Below are 16,844 nucleotides of genomic sequence, written 5' to 3'. Positions count from 1 at the left end.
CCCCTTATGGGCATTGGCCGTTTGAATAAATCAGACTTAAGCGAAGTTTTTCGCTACGAAGTCCCAGTTTACCAAGTTCCAGAACGCGTTTAAGTAGTTAGGACGCGCATTACGGTAATCGATGTAGTAAGCGTGCTCCCAAACATCAACGGTCAGGATAGGCGTTACTGACGAATCAGTTAATGGGGTTTCAGCGTTGCTGGTGTTCACGATTGCAACTGAACCGTCTGCTTTTTTCACCAACCAAGTCCAGCCAGAACCGAAGTTGCCAGCTGCTTGTGCGCTGAACTCTTCTTTGAACTTATCGAACGAACCGAATGCTGCGTTAATTGCATCAGCAACAGCGCCAGTTGGCTTACCGCCGCCATTTGGGCTTAAACAATGCCAATAGAACGTGTGGTTCCAAACTTGAGCTGCGTTGTTAAATACGCCGCCTTTTGAAGTTTTGATAATATCTTCGAGTGACTTGCCTTCCATATCGGTGCCTTTTACCGCATCGTTCAGCTTAGTCACGTAAGTTTGGTGATGTTTACCATAGTGATATTCAATGGTTTCTGCTGAAATATGTGGCTCAAGTGCATTTTTCTCGTAAGGCAATGCTGGTAATTCAAATGCCATGTCGACTCTCCGTTGTTGTTGAGAAATGAATGTGTTGTACGTTTGATTGTTTGTTCTGAATTCCGGCTATTTTACCATTGAATTCAAAACTTGCCGTCACTATATAGTTAAATTGTGGCACAAAAGTTTATTTCAAGGGTTAACTTTACCCTAAAGTATAACTTCTTTATGACGGTTTCGCGTACTGAATGTGTTTTCTGAACATGGTATAATGCGCGCCGTTAGAAACGCTCATTACCTGAGGTAGTCATGGAAACTGTTGAAAAAATTAAGCAACAGATCGCAGAAAACCCGATTCTGTTGTACATGAAAGGTTCACCGAAGTTACCAAGCTGTGGCTTCTCATCGCAAGCTTCACAAGCTCTCATGAGCTGTGGTCAAGCTTTTGCGTATGTGGATATATTGCAAAACCCAGATATCCGCGCTGAATTGCCGAAATTTGCTGATTGGCCAACGTTCCCGCAATTGTGGGTTGAAGGCGAGTTAGTTGGTGGTTGTGACATTATTTTGGAAATGTTCCAAAAAGGCGAATTACAAGAATTAATTAACGAAGTTGCTGCGCGTCATCCGGCGCCAGAAGCTGAATAAACTTAAACAACTAAATGGAGATAAACCATGGGTGTATTAGTAGGTCGTAAGGCTCCTAACTTCACTGCAGCTGCCGTACTAGGTACTGGCGAAATTGTTGAAAACTTTAACTTGCACGAGCAAATTAAAGGCAAGAAAGCGGTTGTTTTCTTCTATCCACTCGACTTCACTTTCGTTTGCCCTTCTGAGTTGATCGCATTTGATCACCGTTTAGAAGAGTTCAAAAAGCGTGGCGTTGAAGTTATTGGTGTTTCTATCGATTCACAATTCACGCACAACGCATGGCGTAACACCGCTGAAGCAGACGGCGGTATCGGCCAAGTGAAATATCCATTGGTTGCAGACGTAAAACACTCAATTTGCCGTGCTTATGACGTTGAGCATCCAGAAGCGGGCGTTGCTTTCCGTGCATCCTTCTTAATTGACGAAGACGGTTTAGTTCGTCACCAAATCGTAAACGACTTGCCATTAGGTCGTAACATTGATGAAATGATTCGTTTAGTTGACGCGTTGAACTTCCACCAGAAGCATGGCGATGTATGTCCAGCTGGTTGGAAAGAAGGTGATGAAGGTATGAAGGCTGATCCTAAGGGTGTTGCTGATTACCTTTCTAAGAACGCTAGCAAGCTGTAAAACAAAAAGCGTTATTGGTTATTCGTTATTCGTTATTCGTTATTCGGAAAACGAAAGACTAAAGAACAAGAGGTCGCCTTCGGGCGGCCTTTTTTATTTTGCAAGATTGGTAACCATGATGGTTGTTTGAATACCCATATGCTCTGCGGTGTGAAGTTGCTTAAAATTGTGACTTTCGTAAAGGCTGATATTTTTGGGTTCGGTTTGCAGATATAACTGTTTCACGTTCAGTTCTTCTGCGACAGCTTTTGCTTTGTTGATGAGTTTGGATGCGAGACCTATGCCACGATATTGAGGGGGAACAAAAATACCACCAAGCCAATGGGTATATTCTGGGAAGTTCTTATTCTCGTGAAATTTTAATTCTGCCACGCCAGCAATATCGTCGTCGACAAACACAACTAAACTCAATGGAATCTGATCTTTATTTGCGATCTTCTTTCGCACTACATCATGCATATATTCGAGCGTAATCGATTCATCGAGAGCTCCCCATTCATCGAAATACCATTTAGCTATGACATGAGATGATTCAGGCACTTCCGCAAGAAATTTGATAATGGTCTGTTTGTTATTCTTCATAGTGTTTTTATTTTAAGGCGAATTTGACGGCTTGGTCGGCGTGAATTTCGGTTGTGTCGTATAGTTTTATTGATGTATCCGCCTGATCGATGAGTAACCCGATTTCCGTGCAGCCTAAAATGATGGCATCTGCGCCATATTCACCAAGCTTGTTGATAATATTTAAGTAATCTGCTTTTGATTGCGGTTCAGTTTTGCCCAGGCAAAGCTCTTTGAAAATCACTTCGTGAATACGGTTTCGTTCTCTTATTTCTGGAACAACAACGCAAATACCGTGCGACTCGAGGCGGTCACGGTAGAAATCTTGTTCCATGGTGAATTTGGTGCCGAGGAGTCCTACGGTGGTAATATTATCCGCTTGTAGTGCAGCCGCTGTTGCATCAGCAATGTGGAGTAGGGGGATGTTCACAGCAAGCTCAATTTCGGGTGATACTTTATGCATCGTATTGGTCGCAAGTACAATAAAGTCGGCGCCGGCCGTTTCGAGAGCTTGTGCAGCTTCAGCCAATATATCGGCCGTACCTGCCCAATCTCCGGCGTGTTGTAAGGGTTCTATTTCGGCGAAATCGACACTGTAAAGAATGACTTTGGCTGAATGTAAACCGCCAAGCTGTTCGCGCACCTTTTGGTTAATCAACCGATAGTACGTTTGAGTCGATTCCCAACTCATACCGCCGATGATTCCGATTGTTTTCATGCGTCCTTACCCCCTTATACTTGTGCGCTTATTGATGAAGCGTTACATTCAATCAAGCACTAAGGAATTTATAGCATGAAATTATATGACTTTGCTGATGTTTTAAATTTTTGGTTTCACGAACTGACGCCTCAACAGTGGTTTGCTAAAAGTGACGTCTTAGACGAAACGATAAAGCGGCGATTTGGTACAACGCTTGAAGCGGCCTCTCAGGGTGAACTCTGGCAGTGGCGAGAGTCGGTTAAGGGGCGTCTCGCAGAAATTATCGTGTTGGACCAATTTTCGCGAAATGTTTACCGAGATACGCCAGCTTCGTTCGCGCAAGACGCGATGGCATTAGTACTGGCGCAAGAAGCTGTAGCATTAAAGGTAGATGCCGATTTTAATGCTGCCGAAAAGGCCTTCTTATATATGCCTTATATGCATAGTGAATCGGCATTGATTCATCAGCAAGCCGTTCAATTATTTAATCAACCCGGTTTAGAAACCAATTACGACTTCGAATTAAAACACAAAGAAATTATTGATAAGTACGGCCGCTATCCGCATCGTAACGCAATACTCGGGCGCGAATCTACAAATGAAGAATTGACGTTTTTACAGCAACCGGGTTCGTCGTTCTAATGTCTCGTTCGGTGTTTATTGGGGTTGATGTTTCGTGCGCGGTGAAAAAGCGCATTCCGATTGTATTTGTTGAAAAACGGGAAGGGCGATTAATTCCGTTGCCGGTGAAAGAACTTCCCTTCGCAGCGCCATATGGGCATGGCAACAAACTCGTTGTAGAGCACGAATATAATTTGAATTATGCGCGGCAGATTCGTGAATATATTATCGATGTTTGTCATTTTTATGGAGCAACGCCCGAGCGAATCGGTATTGATTCACCGTTGCGTCCACGCTCAAGCGCGTTGGATTACCGCATTGCGGAGCGCGAACTCAACCAAGCCGGTATTCGGTGTTATAAAACGCCGTCAAAGCCCGAATTTGATGAAATAACCAACAAGGTGCGTCGCCATTTGGCGTTAGGCGGTGAGGTGGCTCGGGTTCCGCATGCCATGCAACTTTGGATGCTTGCGGGCTTTGAGATTTCCCGCGAATTAGCGACGATAGCACCTGTGTTAGAGGTATTCCCGCAAGCTAACATCCGTCGGTTAATGCCTAATGTCCCGCACAAGACCGGTAAAGGTGTGCCGAAATTACAATTAGAAGCCATAGCGCAATACACCGGTTGGCCAGCGACGCCGCGAGATTGGAAATTATTAAAGAGAATTAGTGCTGGTAGCATGCATGACCAAGTGGATGCTTACAGCGCAGCCTGGGTTGCTAGCCTAGACGAAGCAGAATTAGAAGTGTTCGGAGATGTCGAGAGCCAAGATGTTGTTTGGGTGCCATCTAAAAAATTACTATCAACACATCCAAGGTTAAACGAATACAGAAAGGTTTGTCCGGCGTGTCACGAGCATAAATTTAAACGTTGGCCGTGGGGATGGGATGCTCACGCGGCACATCGTTGTAAAGGCTTATCGAAGGGAACGCAAGAACAACGTAAAGCTGAATTTCGTCGTCGCTTTCTGTGAGACGAATTCGTAATATTGCGAAAGAGTTATCCGCAGAGTGTTTCGTTATAAGGACATAAAAGCATGCGACACAATGGCGTTTTGGTGAAATGGAATGAGGATAAAGGCTTTGGGTTTGTGCAAATGGCGAGCTCGCAGCAGCAAACGTTTGCGCATATAAAGGAATTTGAAAATCGACGCCGCAAGCCAAAAGTAGGTGACGAAGTTACCTTTAAATTACAGCAACAACCCGACGGTAAGCTTCGAGCGGTTGAGGTTACCTATGTTCGTGAGAGAACAGATTGGCTGATGTTACCCATTTTACTTATCGCGATGGGGTATATTGGCGCGACCGGCTACGCAAGTTTACTAACTGATTTTCCGGTTGAAGTCTCTTGGATTTTTGCTTTGTTAAGTGCCGTTACCTATTTCTTTTATGCAATCGATAAACGAGCCGCTCAAAACGGCGATCAACGCACGCCGGAGAATGTTTTGCATTGGCTTTCATTTCTTGGTGGCTGGCCTGGTGCCTTAATTGCACAACAACAATTTCGCCATAAAACACGCAAAACTTCGTTTCGTGCGGTGTTTTACATGACGGTTATTCTGAATATTGCTGCCGTTTGTTATCTCGTTTCCTACGGTGACGAACTGGGACTTCTTGGATGGGTGTCGTGAAGGATCTTGTGTATCAACTTATATTGCCGACGGCGAAATTGAAAGCGAGCTATGACGCGTATATCACTGAGCTTGGTAGCGAGGAGCGGTATCCGTTTCCGCTGGATTTTGATCACCGTGATTTTGAAGCTATGTTGGCTCGCATCGAAGGTATTCGCGACGGAACCAAGGTGCCTGATGGATTTGTGCAAAGCTCGACATTTTGGATGGTAGCGGACCATGAAATCATCGGCTGCACAAATATTCGGCATCGGTTAAATGCTCAAATTGAGCACTGTGGCGGGCATATCGGTTTAAGTATTCGCCCATCCTTTCGCCGGCAAGGTTTGGGAATTAAATTACTCCAATTAAGCCTTGAGCAAGCTCGCGAACTTGGCATTCAAACGGCCCATATCCACTGTCATACACATAACGTTGCCTCACGCGCAATGATTGAAGCGTGTGGTGGAGTTTTCCATTCTGAGATTAATGATAACGGAAGTTTGGTTAGCCGTTACCTAATAGAACTAACTTAAAGTGAAATTAACTGCGGTGTGAGCTGTAATCGGTTAGAATGCAACTTCTTATCACAATTGAGTTGCACATTTATACATGACTTTTTCTGAACTCGGACTTTGCCCTGAAATTTTATCTGCCCTGACACGCCAAGGTTATACTGAACCAACCCCTATTCAAGCTCAAGCAATACCAGCCGTGTTAGCTGGTAAAGACGTGATGGCTGCAGCACAAACCGGCACCGGTAAAACCGCTGGCTTTACCTTACCGATTCTTGAAATGTTAAAAGATAATGAGCGTGCGAAAGCAAATACTGCACGTGTACTCATTTTGACGCCGACCCGTGAATTAGCTGCGCAAGTTGGTGAAAGCGTGATGAATTACGGCGCTGGGTTACCGCTCAATTACGCCGTGGTATTCGGTGGCGTGAAAATTAATCCGCAGATGATGAAACTGCGCAAGGGCGTCGATATTTTGGTGGCAACGCCGGGGCGATTGCTCGACCTCTACCAGCAAAACGCCATTCGCTTTCCAAAACTTGAAATGCTGGTTCTTGATGAAGCTGACCGTATGCTCGATATGGGCTTCATTCATGACATTAAAAAAATCATCAAGTTACTGCCAGCCAAGCGCCAAACGTTGATGTTTTCAGCAACGTTCTCAGATGAGATTCGTACGCTTGCAAAAAGCCTAGTGAATAACCCAGTTGAAATTAGTGTTGCGCCGCCAAATGCGACTGCTGAGCGTATTGATCAAATCATGTATGCCGCACAAAAGAGTCAGAAGCCGCGCATGCTAATGCAAATTCTGCGCAACCTCAATTTGCCGCAAGTGATTGTGTTTTCGCGCACCAAACATGGCGCTAATCGCTTAGTAAAACAGTTGGATGGCGACGGATTTTTAGCTGCTGCAATTCATGGCAATAAAAGCCAAGGCGCACGTACTAAAGCTTTAGCTGACTTTAAGGCCGGCAAGGTACAAGTGTTGGTTGCGACGGACATTGCCGCCCGTGGCTTAGATATTGAAAAATTGCCGTATGTAATCAACTTTGATTTGCCGCAGGTGGCCGAAGATTACGTGCACCGTATTGGTCGTACTGGCCGCGCAGGGCAGGTTGGACACGCCATTTCGCTGGTCATGGACGAAGAGTTTAAAACACTCAAAGCCATCGAGAAACTGATTGGCCAACCAATTGAGCGTCACAAGCTCGAAGGCTTTGCTGATGTTGAGCTGAACGGCAAAACACCGGTGCCTAAGAAAGCGCCGCGCCCGCCGCGTCGAGCTGGAAAGCCACAAGGTGGTGGTGATAAAAATTCTGGTGGCGGTAAAAAGCCATCGCGTGACCGCAAGCGTCGAACTTAACCAAGCCGGTAACCATTGTGAATAGCAAATACTTTGTTGTTATCGCTGCAGTTTTTATTCTTTCAGCTTGCACCACCGGCAAGCTGTTTTATATGAATGAGGCAGGCAATCGTACTCTCGGCTGCGAGGTAGAGTTCGTAGGCATGCCCAGCGTCGATAAATTTGCCGTTGAGTATGCTTTAAGCCATTGCGCCAAACATGCCGTCGAGGCAGGTCATCGTCTCGAGCAAGAACAAAAGTATTTGTTAGAACTGGATACGACAATTCCTCCAGCGCCTTGCGGCAAGGCTTGGGATCATGAACTTGCTGAAGGTGAGTTCGACAGTGGCAACCTTTCAAAGAAAGAATATGGCTATATTGTGGCGCATATCGATATGGGGTTAGCGGTTGTTAACGATTGTTCACCTAATATATGAATGCTCTAAAATACAATAGGTTAGAATTTTTGAGTAATTAGTTCTCAAGTCTACCGTGCCGGAATATATGATCACCTGTGTTAGTTCGAACTATTGTCTTTAACTCTTCTTTTTCGACGTCGGATGAGAAGTATCTCGCAGGAATAATTAATGCTATTAATTTATCTACAAAGAGATAAATGTCACCATTATTCTCTTCTAGTGATCCAATGCTTTCCCATTTATAAAAACATTTGCTAAGTGAACCTATTTCTATAATTCCTTCCGACTTAAATTCTATCGTTTTTTCTCCGAGTATCATCCCATTCTCATTAGGAATGCTCGATTTTTGAAGTTTATGCATGTTGACAAAATAAACGATAATGAAAGCCATAAAAGGTAATGTTGTTAATGCAGCAGACGGCCAGTGAAAACTAGATAGCGATATTGAGTTAATTCGAAACATAAACATAAACGCGATCGCTAATATGCACCAAATAGCCACAGTTTTGATAAACGCAGCTCCTTTCTGCTGTTGCGAACCTGATAGACGCTTAAATGCATATGTGGTGTAGGCGAGATAATCTTTCTCATTGATATTTATGGTTTTAACCATGATATAAATCTTCCATGTACATATTTGGATATTTGAAATCTATAATGATTATTTGTGAATCAATCTATGACTTCGAGCGACATAAAAGGAAATCGTCATAGGTTGTTGAAAAATCAACCGTTCGACAACGGTACACACTATTGCATGAACCTTTTTAATAAACAAAAATAATCGAACTTTACATAACATCAGACCAAACAGCATATTCATTGCCGCTAGGGCAGGTGAAATGGAAGCGGCGCCCGCCAGGGAACTCAAAAATTGGCTTTATAATTGTGCCGCCAGCCTGTTCAACGCGTGTTTGACTAGCTTCAAGCTCTTTACTGTACAGCACGACTAGCGCGCTACCAGTGCTAGTCGATGCCACTAAGTCTGAGCGATAAAACCCACCATCAAGTCCAGCATGTTGTATGGCCGCGTAATCAGGGCCATAGTCGACAAAACCCCAACCGAAAGCCTTCGCGAAGAAGTCTTTTGTGCCTTCAATGTCGCGAGCTGGCAATTCAATGTAATTAATCTTCTCGTTATTGAAGTTTTTATTGTTCATTAAATATCCAGATCATCGTTTGGCGGTACGTTTCGCCCACAGTAGCAGCATGGGTACCATTTTCGATAATAAAGTGTTTGGATTGCCATGGCGGATTCGGCTGTTCATTCCAATAACTGGTCCAACGATTTGCAAATACCATTCGAGTTTCGCGGTCACGTGTGCCTGTAGCGACAGCGACTAAACCTTGGGAGTTTGGCGCTAAACTAGGTGCCTCAAAAAAGCGCGTTTGCCCCGGTGTAATTGTTGGGTTGCTCGCAATGCGCGCATAGAACAAATCAGGGTCGGCTAGAGCTGACCACAGTGTGAAATATCCGCCACGTGATTGTCCAAATAAAATTCTTCTATCGGAATCGGCTCGATAGCTGTGTTCAATTCGCGGTATAAGTTCGGTTTTCAAGAATTTTAAGAACTTCGGTGCACCGTCTATTTCTAGTTTTCCGTCTGCGGCTGGCGCAGTAAAATCAATATCACGTTTGTTGATGTCGCCGAAGCCGCCGTATGCAATCCCGACTATGATTGCTTCAGGCAAATTTTCATCATAGGTCAAAAATAGGTGGGTAGGTGAAAGTAATGGAAAAAGGCTATCACCGTCCAGTAGGTAAACCACCGGATATTGTTTTGTGTTGGCATCGTACCCTTCAGGCAAGCGAACAAAGATGTGATAAGGGCGTCCAACGGCAGTTGACTGTAGTTTGAAATAATCTCCGGCGAGCGCAGGAAGGTATTCAATGGGTGATATTTTATGTACTTGTTCAGAATCCTGAGTAATTGCTGAATTTTTAGGTGGCGTGGAAGAGCAGGCCGCTAGAAGGCAAGTCATTGCTCCAATAAAAATAAGTGAGAATCGAAAGTTCATAGACTATCTCGTTGACTCTTTCAGTGCGCCGAATACTTGTCCGATAATTTTGTAGAGATCTTGCTGATCGAACTCGTACTCGGTTTCGGTTTGTACTCTATGCACAAACACTAGATCAGAGTCGGGATAAACGCCAAGCATGTGAACGCCCATTCCCGTATGATAAAAGGAGCGGTTGGGGCGTTCGTCATTGGGGTTGATGACAAACCAAAGAAGACCGTAGCCGAAATCCATGTAGGTATTTGTTACCGAGTACGAGGTGGTACTCTGTTCTATCCATTCCCTCGATAAAATCTGCTCACCGTTCCATACGCCATAATTCTCATAAAGCTGACCAAACAGTGCCATATCATAAGCGGACATACGGAAGTGATACGCGGGGTACTGCGATTTTTCAGGTTCATACTGATAAAAGCCATCAACGGTAAGTTTCGAAATATCGGTGTTATCGTCAATCGTGATGAACTCACCCTTAAAATCTTGCATTCCCAATGGTTGAGCCACTTCATGATAAAACGCGTCGTATATTGACTCACCCGTTAGCTTTTCGAAAATCGCGCCGGCGACATTGAAATCCCAATTGTTGTAAACATAACGTTCGCCAGGGTCGAACGCACCGCGCTCGGGCATTCCGGCCAACATGCCTTCAGATGTTGCTGCCGAGGGCAAATAAATGCCCGAACGTGATTGTAATAATTGTCGAACGGTCGCTTGCTTCTCAACGTTTGTTAGCGGCGTAATATCATCAATATTCAGTTCTTCTAATGTCGCATCAAGATGAATGATACCGCGGTCAACATAGATGCCGTAAAGCGCGTTGAGCATTGGCTTGCGGATAGAATGTATGGTGTGCTTCTGATGGATATCACCAAATTCGAAAACGACTTTACCGGCGCGCATCAAAACCACTGACGACGAGTTTGTCGTGGTTAATAGCTCAGATAGTTGAGTTAATTTATTAGGGTCAAAATTCGCCTGACTGTCATAGCAAACGGGGCTTTTAATGGCCTCGACGGTGCGCTTGAGAATATCGTCTTGCGCGGCTTTGTTCGCTGTTGTGTCACCGCCTAATATGAGCGTTCTGTTGCCATTTAATTTTGCTTCGGTCATGTCGCTCGGGGCACCAGGGGCTATGACATGCCCTGCGTTTGAATAAATAGAAGCAAAGATACGAGAGCTTTGCTTAGCTTGCTCTGCCTGTGTGAGCAAATGCTCGGTCATCAGATCCGCAGGCCACAACAGATCGTTATCGCCTGCAAATAACAGCACTTGCACGTTGATATTCGAAATATCAATTTCAGCTTGTTTCGCATCGTCATGTTGTAAATCACGAATGAAATAATCACGACCGAAAAATTCATCGACGGTGTAGTCAGGGTTTGAATGACGAGGCACAAAAGGTAAAGGTTGACCGTTTAAAGTCCATGCTGATTGCTCAACATTGCCTACGGCGCCCCAAACGTGTGAACTAGGCGATATCGCGATGACTGGCCCGTAATGGTCGAAGTGACTGCCAAGCACGAGTGCAAGTTCAGCGCCGCGCGAGTGGCCAATTACGGGAATTCGTTGGCACTGATTGCGATTTAATCGAGGTGAATCGTCAATGTATTTCACAGCAGCGTTAAAATATTCTAGCGGGATATTCTCAAGCGATGTCGGCAAGCCAGACATGCCAAAGTAACCAACCGCTAAAGCCGCCACGCCATTTTCAGCTAAAATCTGAGCAGTTCGCTGCGCGCCACGAATACCACCTTCAGAACCGCCCAGTACAATAGCGGTTGGCATTGGGCCGGTGTGCGTTTTAGGACTTATTAGCACAGCTTGTAGGTCAGGTTGGTTAATTCGTCGTGCGTCTAAGTGCTCGGGAAAACCTGGTTCATTGCACCCGCACAACAACCAAATGACGACGGCTGATAATGTAGTTTTTAGGCTAATGTTCATGATTTATCTCGTTTTTGTTTATTAAACGCGCAATAGCGGCAGTTCGCAAATACCATTTGTAAATGGATATTTCGCGTGCGATATTTCTGAATAATTAGGAGCAATAAGGAATAAAAAAATGGATAAATTTATGCAGGCCGCCATTGAGGAAGCCAAGAAAGGGATGGAAGAGGGCGGTGTGCCGATTGGTTCGGTCATTGTGCACAACGGTAAAATCATCGGTCGAGGGCATAACCGCCGTGTGCAAAGCGGCAGCCCGATTTTACACGGGGAAATGGATGCGTTTGAAAATGCTGGGCGTCAGCCTGCTAAGGTTTACCGTGAGTGCACCATTTATACCACGCTATCACCATGCTGCATGTGTTCGGGCGCTATCGAACTGTACGGTATTCCGCATGTGGTGGTCGGCGAAAACCAAACCTTTATGGGTGCCGAGGATCGTTTGCGTCAAGCCGGTGTGAAGGTTGACGTACTGCAAGATGCTACGTGTATCGAGTTGATGAATACGTTCATAGCTAACAACCCAGAACTCTGGAACGAAGATATCGGCGAATAGAGTTTTGATACAACGAAATATTTGCTAACGCAAAATTTGGTGATTTGTATTCCCTAATTGGCACGCCTTGTGCTCTAATTTGTACATGTTTCAAACTTGGCAAGGCAAATCACCTGATGAAAAACAGTGTATTAACGTATTTTTCAAACGCTGCTTTAATAGTTTTTGGCAGCGTTTCAATACCTGCTTTGGCTTCATATGATGCGACAAATTGGGCTGAATTAGCCCGTCAAGATATCCTCGAAGCCTATAACCAAACCGCAGCGAACCATCCTGGAATGGTTGATATAAACAATCCGAGCTTTCCCGAACTATTAATCGAAGCAAAAAATTCTGCACTTTCGCTCGCGGAGCAGGCTAAATCTGCACAGGGGCTGATGGCAGCTGTAGGGCGGTTCAATACAGTGTTGCAAGACGGTCATGCTGGCGCTTTCACCCGAATACCTGAGGAGTTACAGGTGCCAGTAAAATGGCCCGGATTTACAGCGGTATGGCGTGGCGAAGACTTAGTGATTAACTATACGGAACGAGAGTTAGCTGAGGTTGGTTCTCGTCTTATTCGTTGTGATGGTGTTGAAATTAAAACGTTGTTGCGCGATCAAGTTTTTCAATTCCGTGGTCAAGTCGAACAGCCAGGTCACTGGTGGCGGTATGGACACGAGCTATTGATTGACCGTGGTAATCCGTTTGTTCAATCGCCATCAACGTGTCAGTTCGTCAATAACCAGGGTGCCACGCATTCGTTGAAATTGACATGGTCGGAAATGCCTGAGCAAGCGACTCAGGCCATTACATTCGCATTAAATGGAGACCGTATTCCGGTTGGATTAGCTTGGCGAGGCTCGTTGGCGTGGATTGCAATGCCGACATTTGGACCTGAGGCGGAAGATGTTGCCCGCTATGAGCAACTATTTAAAGATTTACAGGAACAGCAGGATAAACTCGCTGGCGCAACCGCCGTAATACTTGATCTTCGGCACAACCAAGGAGGCTCTTCCTATTGGAGTCGCAAAGTTGCCGAGGGGTTGTGGGGGGAAGCGCCGGTCAATCAACTTCGCCAAGAAAAATTTTCAAGTACCGAAGTATGGTGGCGGGCTTCTGCTGGTAACACAGCCTACATGGCTGATTTGATCAATATTTTATCAAGCCGTGGTCAGCAGGAGTTAGTAAGTTGGATTCAAGGTGTACAAAGTGGTATGCAGCATGCGATTGACGCTGGCGACGATTTTTATGTTGAAGCGAACGCTGAAATGACAAACGAGAATGGCATGACTACACCTAGTACATTTACTACACCAGTTTATGTCATTGTGCCGGGACAGTGCGCAAGTGCCTGTTTGGACGCAATTGATATCTTTAAATTATTTGATAACACCAAGCTTGTTGGCGCCCCAAGTAGTTCAGATTCGACTTATATGGAAGTGCGTTTAGCAGACCTACCATCGGGCTACGGCAAAATTGTTATCCCGAATAAAGTTTATGTGAATCGTCCTCGCGGTAACGGCGAGTATTATTCACCGGACTATCCGTATGACGGACTTGAATGGACAACCGAAGCGTTTAATAACTTTATTCAAGACATTATAAAAGGGCAGTGATTCTAGCTGGTGACGTGGCGGTATTTGGAGAACCAGAATAGCACCAATGCCGCCAATGCACCTAGCGTATCAGCGAGCATATCTTGTTGGGCGTCCCATTCATCACCTTGTGAGCCGAGAAATTCAATGCCGGCGTCGCCACCTTCAATGACTGCAAATTGCCACTCGATAATCTCGTATCCAGCGGCGACGGCCATAATAAAAAACAGTCCAAACAGCATGGCAGTGATAGGGCGGGCCCAATTTTTTCGTACGAGTAATTCTGCGGCTGCATAGGCATAGAAACCGACAGTAAAATGTGCAATTCGGTCGTAATGATTACGTTCGAAATCAAAGAACTCAGTGACCCACTCAAACGGTACACGCGCAAACGTGTAGTGTGCGCCAATGGTGTGCAAGATGAGTAAAACACTCATCAAAACATAGCTGGTGTTACTGAACTGGAATTGACGATAGGTGGCAACAAGGCCGATAAATATGGCTAAAATCGGCGTCATTTCAGCCCACCATACGCGCATATCGTACGGATTAATAAACGACCACACCATGGTGGCAACAATCACTACCGCAAGCATATGAGGAATTCTTTGTTGCCAAGCCATGAGCGCGTCCTTTTTAATTATTTTCGTTGAGCGTTATAAGTGAATTTTCACCAATAAATTTAGGTTACGTTCATCAACACCGTCAATGCCAAATTTATTATTCCAGTGCGCGTACTCAACACCAACATACAAACGGCTGTCGTAGCCAACCATTGGACCAATGTCATATTTCAGCTGTGAGGTGAAGTTCATTTCAGCGGCATGGCCTTCGCTGGCTGATGACCAGTCTAAGAATCCGTCGTAATAGAAGTTTTCCGCAAACGGAATGCCCCAAACTGCAGTTAGCTGGTAGTTGCTCTCATAAAATTCGTTGCTACGGCGATAGGCGTTGAGTTGTAAGTAATCAAAACCGGTTACATTCAGGTCAGTCCCCACGCCCACTAAGTAGTTATCGAATCCTTGCCCGACTTCCCATGTGGTTGCAATGTATGCCGCTTTAACCAAGCTGCCTTCCGCAAAATCGTACACTTTAAAACGCGGTGAAATTTCAGCGTAGGTTTCAGTAAAACCATCGTCTGATTTCAAGCGGTCAACGAATAAGAACGAGTCGCCCCAGCTATAACCGCCGGCATGTTCAAAGGTAAATACTTGACGATCGGTGTCACCAACTTCGTAGTTGGAGCCATTCAAGTAGGTTGCGCTAATGTCTTGCCAGAAGATTTCAGCGTTCGCGGTTGCGGAAAATAGGAGGCTGCCAGCAATGGCGGCATTAAGTAAGGTCTTGTTCATTGTCATCTCGTTTTTAAAAATTGGATACTAGCTATTGGATATTAGATATTAGAAAAACCTGAAACATCAGCGCTAATATCTAATATCCAATAGCTAATATCGTTCTTGTTATTTAAGTGGCCAGCCGCCGAGGGCTTGGTAGCGATTGACCATAAAACAAAACAGCTCAGCCGTACGCTCCGTGTCGTATACCGCTGAGTGCGCTTGCTTATTGTCAAACTCAATGCCCGCCGCTTGGCAGGCTTTAATCAACACAGTTTGGCCTAAGAACACGGCGGCGAGGGCTGCGGTGTCGAAGGTAACAAACGGATGAAACGGGTTGCGTTTTAGATTCGCGCGCTCAGCGGCAGCCATGACGAAGCCATGATCAAAGGTGGCGTTGTGGCCAACTAAGATGGAACGTTGACAACCGGCGTCTTTTTGCGCTTTACGAATCGGTTTGAACATTTCTTTGAGAGCGCTGCCTTCTTCCACCGCTCCGCGTAAGGGCGAGTGCGGATCAATACCGTTGAAGTCTATGGCGGCTTGCTCAATGTTCGCGCCTTCAAACGGCTCAATGTGGTAATGCAAGGTCTGGTCAGGTACCAACAAGCCGTCATCATTGAATTTCAAGGTGACGGCGGCAATTTCCAAAAGTGCATCGGTTTTGGCGTTGAAACCGGCGGTTTCAACGTCAATAACTACCGGCATGTAGCCGCGAAAGCGCTGTTGCATTAACGCATTGGCGTTGTCGTTACTCATAAATCCCCAGGATTCTTGGCACTGCGCTCAATTAATTCAATGGCATAGCCGTCCGGATCGCGAACGAATGCAATAATGGTTTTACCGCCTTTAACCGGGCCTGGCTCGCGGTAAACATCGGCACCAGCTTCTTTCAATTTGTCACAGGTAGCATAAATATCTTCAACACCAATCGCGATGTGACCAAATGCGCCGCCATGCTCATAGTCGCTGACACCCCAGTTGTAGGTGAGCTCTAACACGGTATGATCAGCTTCATCGCCATAACCCACAAAAGCCAAGGAATACTTGTATTCTTCGTTGTCGGCAGTGCGGAGCAATTTCATGCCTAAGGCTTTGGTGTAAAAATCAATTGAGCGCTGCATATCGCCAACGCGTAACATGGTATGTAATAAACGCATGTGATGCTCCTATTCGTCCGAGGTTTTGTCTTTAAATTCGCATAAATCTTCAATAATGCAGCTGCCGCAACGTGGTTTGCGTGCAATGCACGTGTAACGACCGTGCAAGATGAACCAGTGGTGTGCATCCACTTTAAATTCTGTAGGAATAACTTTCTCTAAACGATCTTCGACGGCGCGTACTGTTTTGCCAGGGGCAAACTTGGTGCGGTTTGAGACGCGGAAAATATGGGTGTCGACCGCAATGGTTGGCCAACCGAAAGCAGTATTTAACACCACGTTGGCAGTTTTACGACCGACACCCGGCAGCGCTTCAAGGGCTGCGCGATCTTCAGGCACTTCACCATTGTAGTGATTCACCAGAATTTCGCAGGTTTTGATGACATTCTCAGCCTTGGCGTTAAATAGGCCGATGGTTTTGATGTGATCTTTGACGCCATCCACGCCTAAATCCAACATTGCCTGTGGCGTTGGAGCAGCGGGGAATAATTTACGTGTCGCTTTATTCACGCCCACATCGGTTGCTTGTGCTGAAAGCAGTACAGCAATCAGCAACTCAAAGGTTGAGTTGTATTCCAACTCTGTTGTTGGATTAGGATTATTTGCGCGTAAGCGCTCTAATATTTCAACGCGTTTTTGTTTGTTCATAG

General features: G+C 45.4%; 22 protein-coding genes. 10 read left to right on the top strand and 12 right to left on the bottom strand.

Annotated elements, in window-relative coordinates; all coding sequences use genetic code 11:
- Window positions 1-36: 36 nt before the first annotated feature.
- The gene (sodB, locus tag LG272_RS09280) at window positions 37-618 is read right to left on the bottom strand and encodes a superoxide dismutase [Fe] (protein WP_126759051.1); all 582 of its coding nucleotides are present in this window, start codon (window positions 616-618) and stop codon (window positions 37-39) included.
- 249 nt (window positions 619-867) lie between these two features.
- On the opposite strand from sodB, the gene LG272_RS09275 reads away from it, so the two are divergent.
- Together LG272_RS09275 and LG272_RS09270 are read left to right on the top strand one after the other, a co-directional pair.
- Window positions 868-1,206, top strand: coding sequence for a Grx4 family monothiol glutaredoxin (locus LG272_RS09275; RefSeq protein ID WP_126759050.1), 339 nt, complete (start codon window positions 868-870; stop codon window positions 1,204-1,206).
- A gap of 27 nt (window positions 1,207-1,233) precedes the next feature.
- Window positions 1,234-1,839 carry a peroxiredoxin gene (locus LG272_RS09270; RefSeq protein ID WP_130202796.1) on the top strand — a complete coding sequence of 202 codons (606 nt, stop codon included), beginning with the start codon at window positions 1,234-1,236 and terminating at the stop codon, window positions 1,837-1,839.
- A gap of 93 nt (window positions 1,840-1,932) precedes the next feature.
- On the opposite strand, the gene LG272_RS09265 is transcribed toward LG272_RS09270, so the two are convergent.
- A complete protein-coding gene (locus LG272_RS09265) occupies window positions 1,933-2,421 on the bottom strand; it encodes a GNAT family N-acetyltransferase (RefSeq protein WP_404408134.1) in 489 nt (162 codons plus the stop codon).
- Window positions 2,422-2,428: 7 nt separating this feature from the next.
- Window positions 2,429-3,118 carry an aspartate/glutamate racemase family protein gene (locus tag LG272_RS09260; RefSeq protein ID WP_404408132.1) on the bottom strand — a complete coding sequence of 230 codons (690 nt, stop codon included), beginning with the start codon at window positions 3,116-3,118 and terminating at the stop codon, window positions 2,429-2,431.
- 75 nt (window positions 3,119-3,193) lie between these two features.
- Between LG272_RS09260 and LG272_RS09255 the strand changes: the two genes are divergently transcribed.
- The 6 genes from LG272_RS09255 (at window position 3,194) to LG272_RS09230 (ending at window position 7,625) form a co-directional block, all read left to right on the top strand.
- Window positions 3,194-3,742, top strand: coding sequence for a DUF924 family protein (locus LG272_RS09255; protein WP_126759047.1), 549 nt, complete (start codon window positions 3,194-3,196; stop codon window positions 3,740-3,742).
- Window positions 3,742-4,695, top strand: a complete 954-nt coding sequence (locus LG272_RS09250) for a DUF429 domain-containing protein (protein WP_404408130.1) — start codon at window positions 3,742-3,744, stop codon at window positions 4,693-4,695. Before LG272_RS09255 ends, LG272_RS09250 begins: the two co-directional genes overlap by 1 nt.
- 63 nt (window positions 4,696-4,758) lie before the next feature.
- On the top strand, window positions 4,759-5,352 hold the full coding sequence (locus LG272_RS09245) for a DUF1294 domain-containing protein (RefSeq protein ID WP_404408128.1): 594 nt from the start codon (window positions 4,759-4,761) through the stop codon (window positions 5,350-5,352).
- On the top strand, window positions 5,349-5,867 hold the full coding sequence (locus LG272_RS09240) for a GNAT family N-acetyltransferase (protein WP_404408126.1): 519 nt from the start codon (window positions 5,349-5,351) through the stop codon (window positions 5,865-5,867). The genes LG272_RS09245 and LG272_RS09240 overlap by 4 nt, the downstream gene beginning before the upstream one ends.
- A 76-nt stretch (window positions 5,868-5,943) precedes the next feature.
- Window positions 5,944-7,209, top strand: a complete 1,266-nt coding sequence (locus LG272_RS09235) for a DEAD/DEAH box helicase (RefSeq protein WP_404408124.1) — start codon at window positions 5,944-5,946, stop codon at window positions 7,207-7,209.
- Window positions 7,210-7,226: 17 nt separating this feature from the next.
- Complete coding sequence (locus LG272_RS09230; RefSeq protein WP_404408122.1) at window positions 7,227-7,625, top strand: hypothetical protein; 399 nt, start codon at window positions 7,227-7,229, stop codon at window positions 7,623-7,625.
- 37 nt (window positions 7,626-7,662) lie between these two features.
- Here the strand turns inward: LG272_RS09230 and LG272_RS09225 are convergent, their stop codons facing one another.
- From LG272_RS09225 to LG272_RS09210, 4 genes are all read right to left on the bottom strand, one after another.
- Complete coding sequence (locus LG272_RS09225; RefSeq protein WP_404408120.1) at window positions 7,663-8,220, bottom strand: YcxB family protein; 558 nt, start codon at window positions 8,218-8,220, stop codon at window positions 7,663-7,665.
- A 178-nt stretch (window positions 8,221-8,398) separates the two neighbouring features.
- The gene (locus tag LG272_RS09220; protein WP_404408118.1) at window positions 8,399-8,767 is read right to left on the bottom strand and encodes a VOC family protein; all 369 of its coding nucleotides are present in this window, start codon (window positions 8,765-8,767) and stop codon (window positions 8,399-8,401) included.
- Window positions 8,757-9,590 carry an alpha/beta hydrolase gene (locus LG272_RS09215; protein WP_404408116.1) on the bottom strand — a complete coding sequence of 278 codons (834 nt, stop codon included), beginning with the start codon at window positions 9,588-9,590 and terminating at the stop codon, window positions 8,757-8,759. Before LG272_RS09215 ends, LG272_RS09220 begins: the two co-directional genes overlap by 11 nt.
- 39 nt (window positions 9,591-9,629) lie before the next feature.
- Entirely contained in the window at window positions 9,630-11,567 is a 1,938-nt protein-coding gene (locus tag LG272_RS09210) for a serine hydrolase (RefSeq protein WP_404408114.1), read from the bottom strand.
- Window positions 11,568-11,685: 118 nt separating this feature from the next.
- Between LG272_RS09210 and LG272_RS09205 the strand changes: the two genes are divergently transcribed.
- Both LG272_RS09205 and LG272_RS09200 read left to right on the top strand, forming a co-directional pair.
- Window positions 11,686-12,123 carry a nucleoside deaminase gene (locus LG272_RS09205; protein ID WP_404408112.1) on the top strand — a complete coding sequence of 146 codons (438 nt, stop codon included), beginning with the start codon at window positions 11,686-11,688 and terminating at the stop codon, window positions 12,121-12,123.
- A gap of 116 nt (window positions 12,124-12,239) precedes the next feature.
- Entirely contained in the window at window positions 12,240-13,721 is a 1,482-nt protein-coding gene (locus LG272_RS09200; RefSeq protein ID WP_404408110.1) for a S41 family peptidase, read from the top strand.
- A 2-nt stretch (window positions 13,722-13,723) separates the two neighbouring features.
- Here LG272_RS09200 and LG272_RS09195 read toward each other — a convergent pair whose 3' ends face one another.
- From LG272_RS09195 to nth, 5 genes are all read right to left on the bottom strand, one after another.
- A complete protein-coding gene (locus LG272_RS09195; RefSeq protein WP_404408108.1) occupies window positions 13,724-14,323 on the bottom strand; it encodes a DUF2238 domain-containing protein in 600 nt (199 codons plus the stop codon).
- A gap of 33 nt (window positions 14,324-14,356) precedes the next feature.
- Window positions 14,357-15,052: a hypothetical protein gene (locus tag LG272_RS09190; RefSeq protein ID WP_241967941.1), complete on the bottom strand. Its 696-nt coding sequence runs from the start codon at window positions 15,050-15,052 to the stop codon at window positions 14,357-14,359.
- A 108-nt stretch (window positions 15,053-15,160) separates the two neighbouring features.
- Window positions 15,161-15,793: a ribonuclease T gene (gene rnt / locus LG272_RS09185; protein ID WP_126759035.1), complete on the bottom strand. Its 633-nt coding sequence runs from the start codon at window positions 15,791-15,793 to the stop codon at window positions 15,161-15,163.
- Window positions 15,790-16,194, bottom strand: a complete 405-nt coding sequence (gloA, locus tag LG272_RS09180; RefSeq protein ID WP_126759034.1) for a lactoylglutathione lyase — start codon at window positions 16,192-16,194, stop codon at window positions 15,790-15,792. Before gloA ends, rnt begins: the two co-directional genes overlap by 4 nt.
- 9 nt (window positions 16,195-16,203) lie before the next feature.
- The gene (gene nth / locus LG272_RS09175) at window positions 16,204-16,842 is read right to left on the bottom strand and encodes an endonuclease III (RefSeq protein ID WP_126759033.1); all 639 of its coding nucleotides are present in this window, start codon (window positions 16,840-16,842) and stop codon (window positions 16,204-16,206) included.
- Window positions 16,843-16,844: the final 2 nt, after the last annotated feature.

The sequence above is a fragment of the Pseudidiomarina marina genome (assembly GCF_044807045.1).
Lineage (GTDB): Bacteria > Pseudomonadota > Gammaproteobacteria > Enterobacterales > Alteromonadaceae > Pseudidiomarina > Pseudidiomarina marina.
Note: the sequence above shows the minus strand (reverse complement) of the source record. Positions and strands in the feature narration are given on the sequence as shown.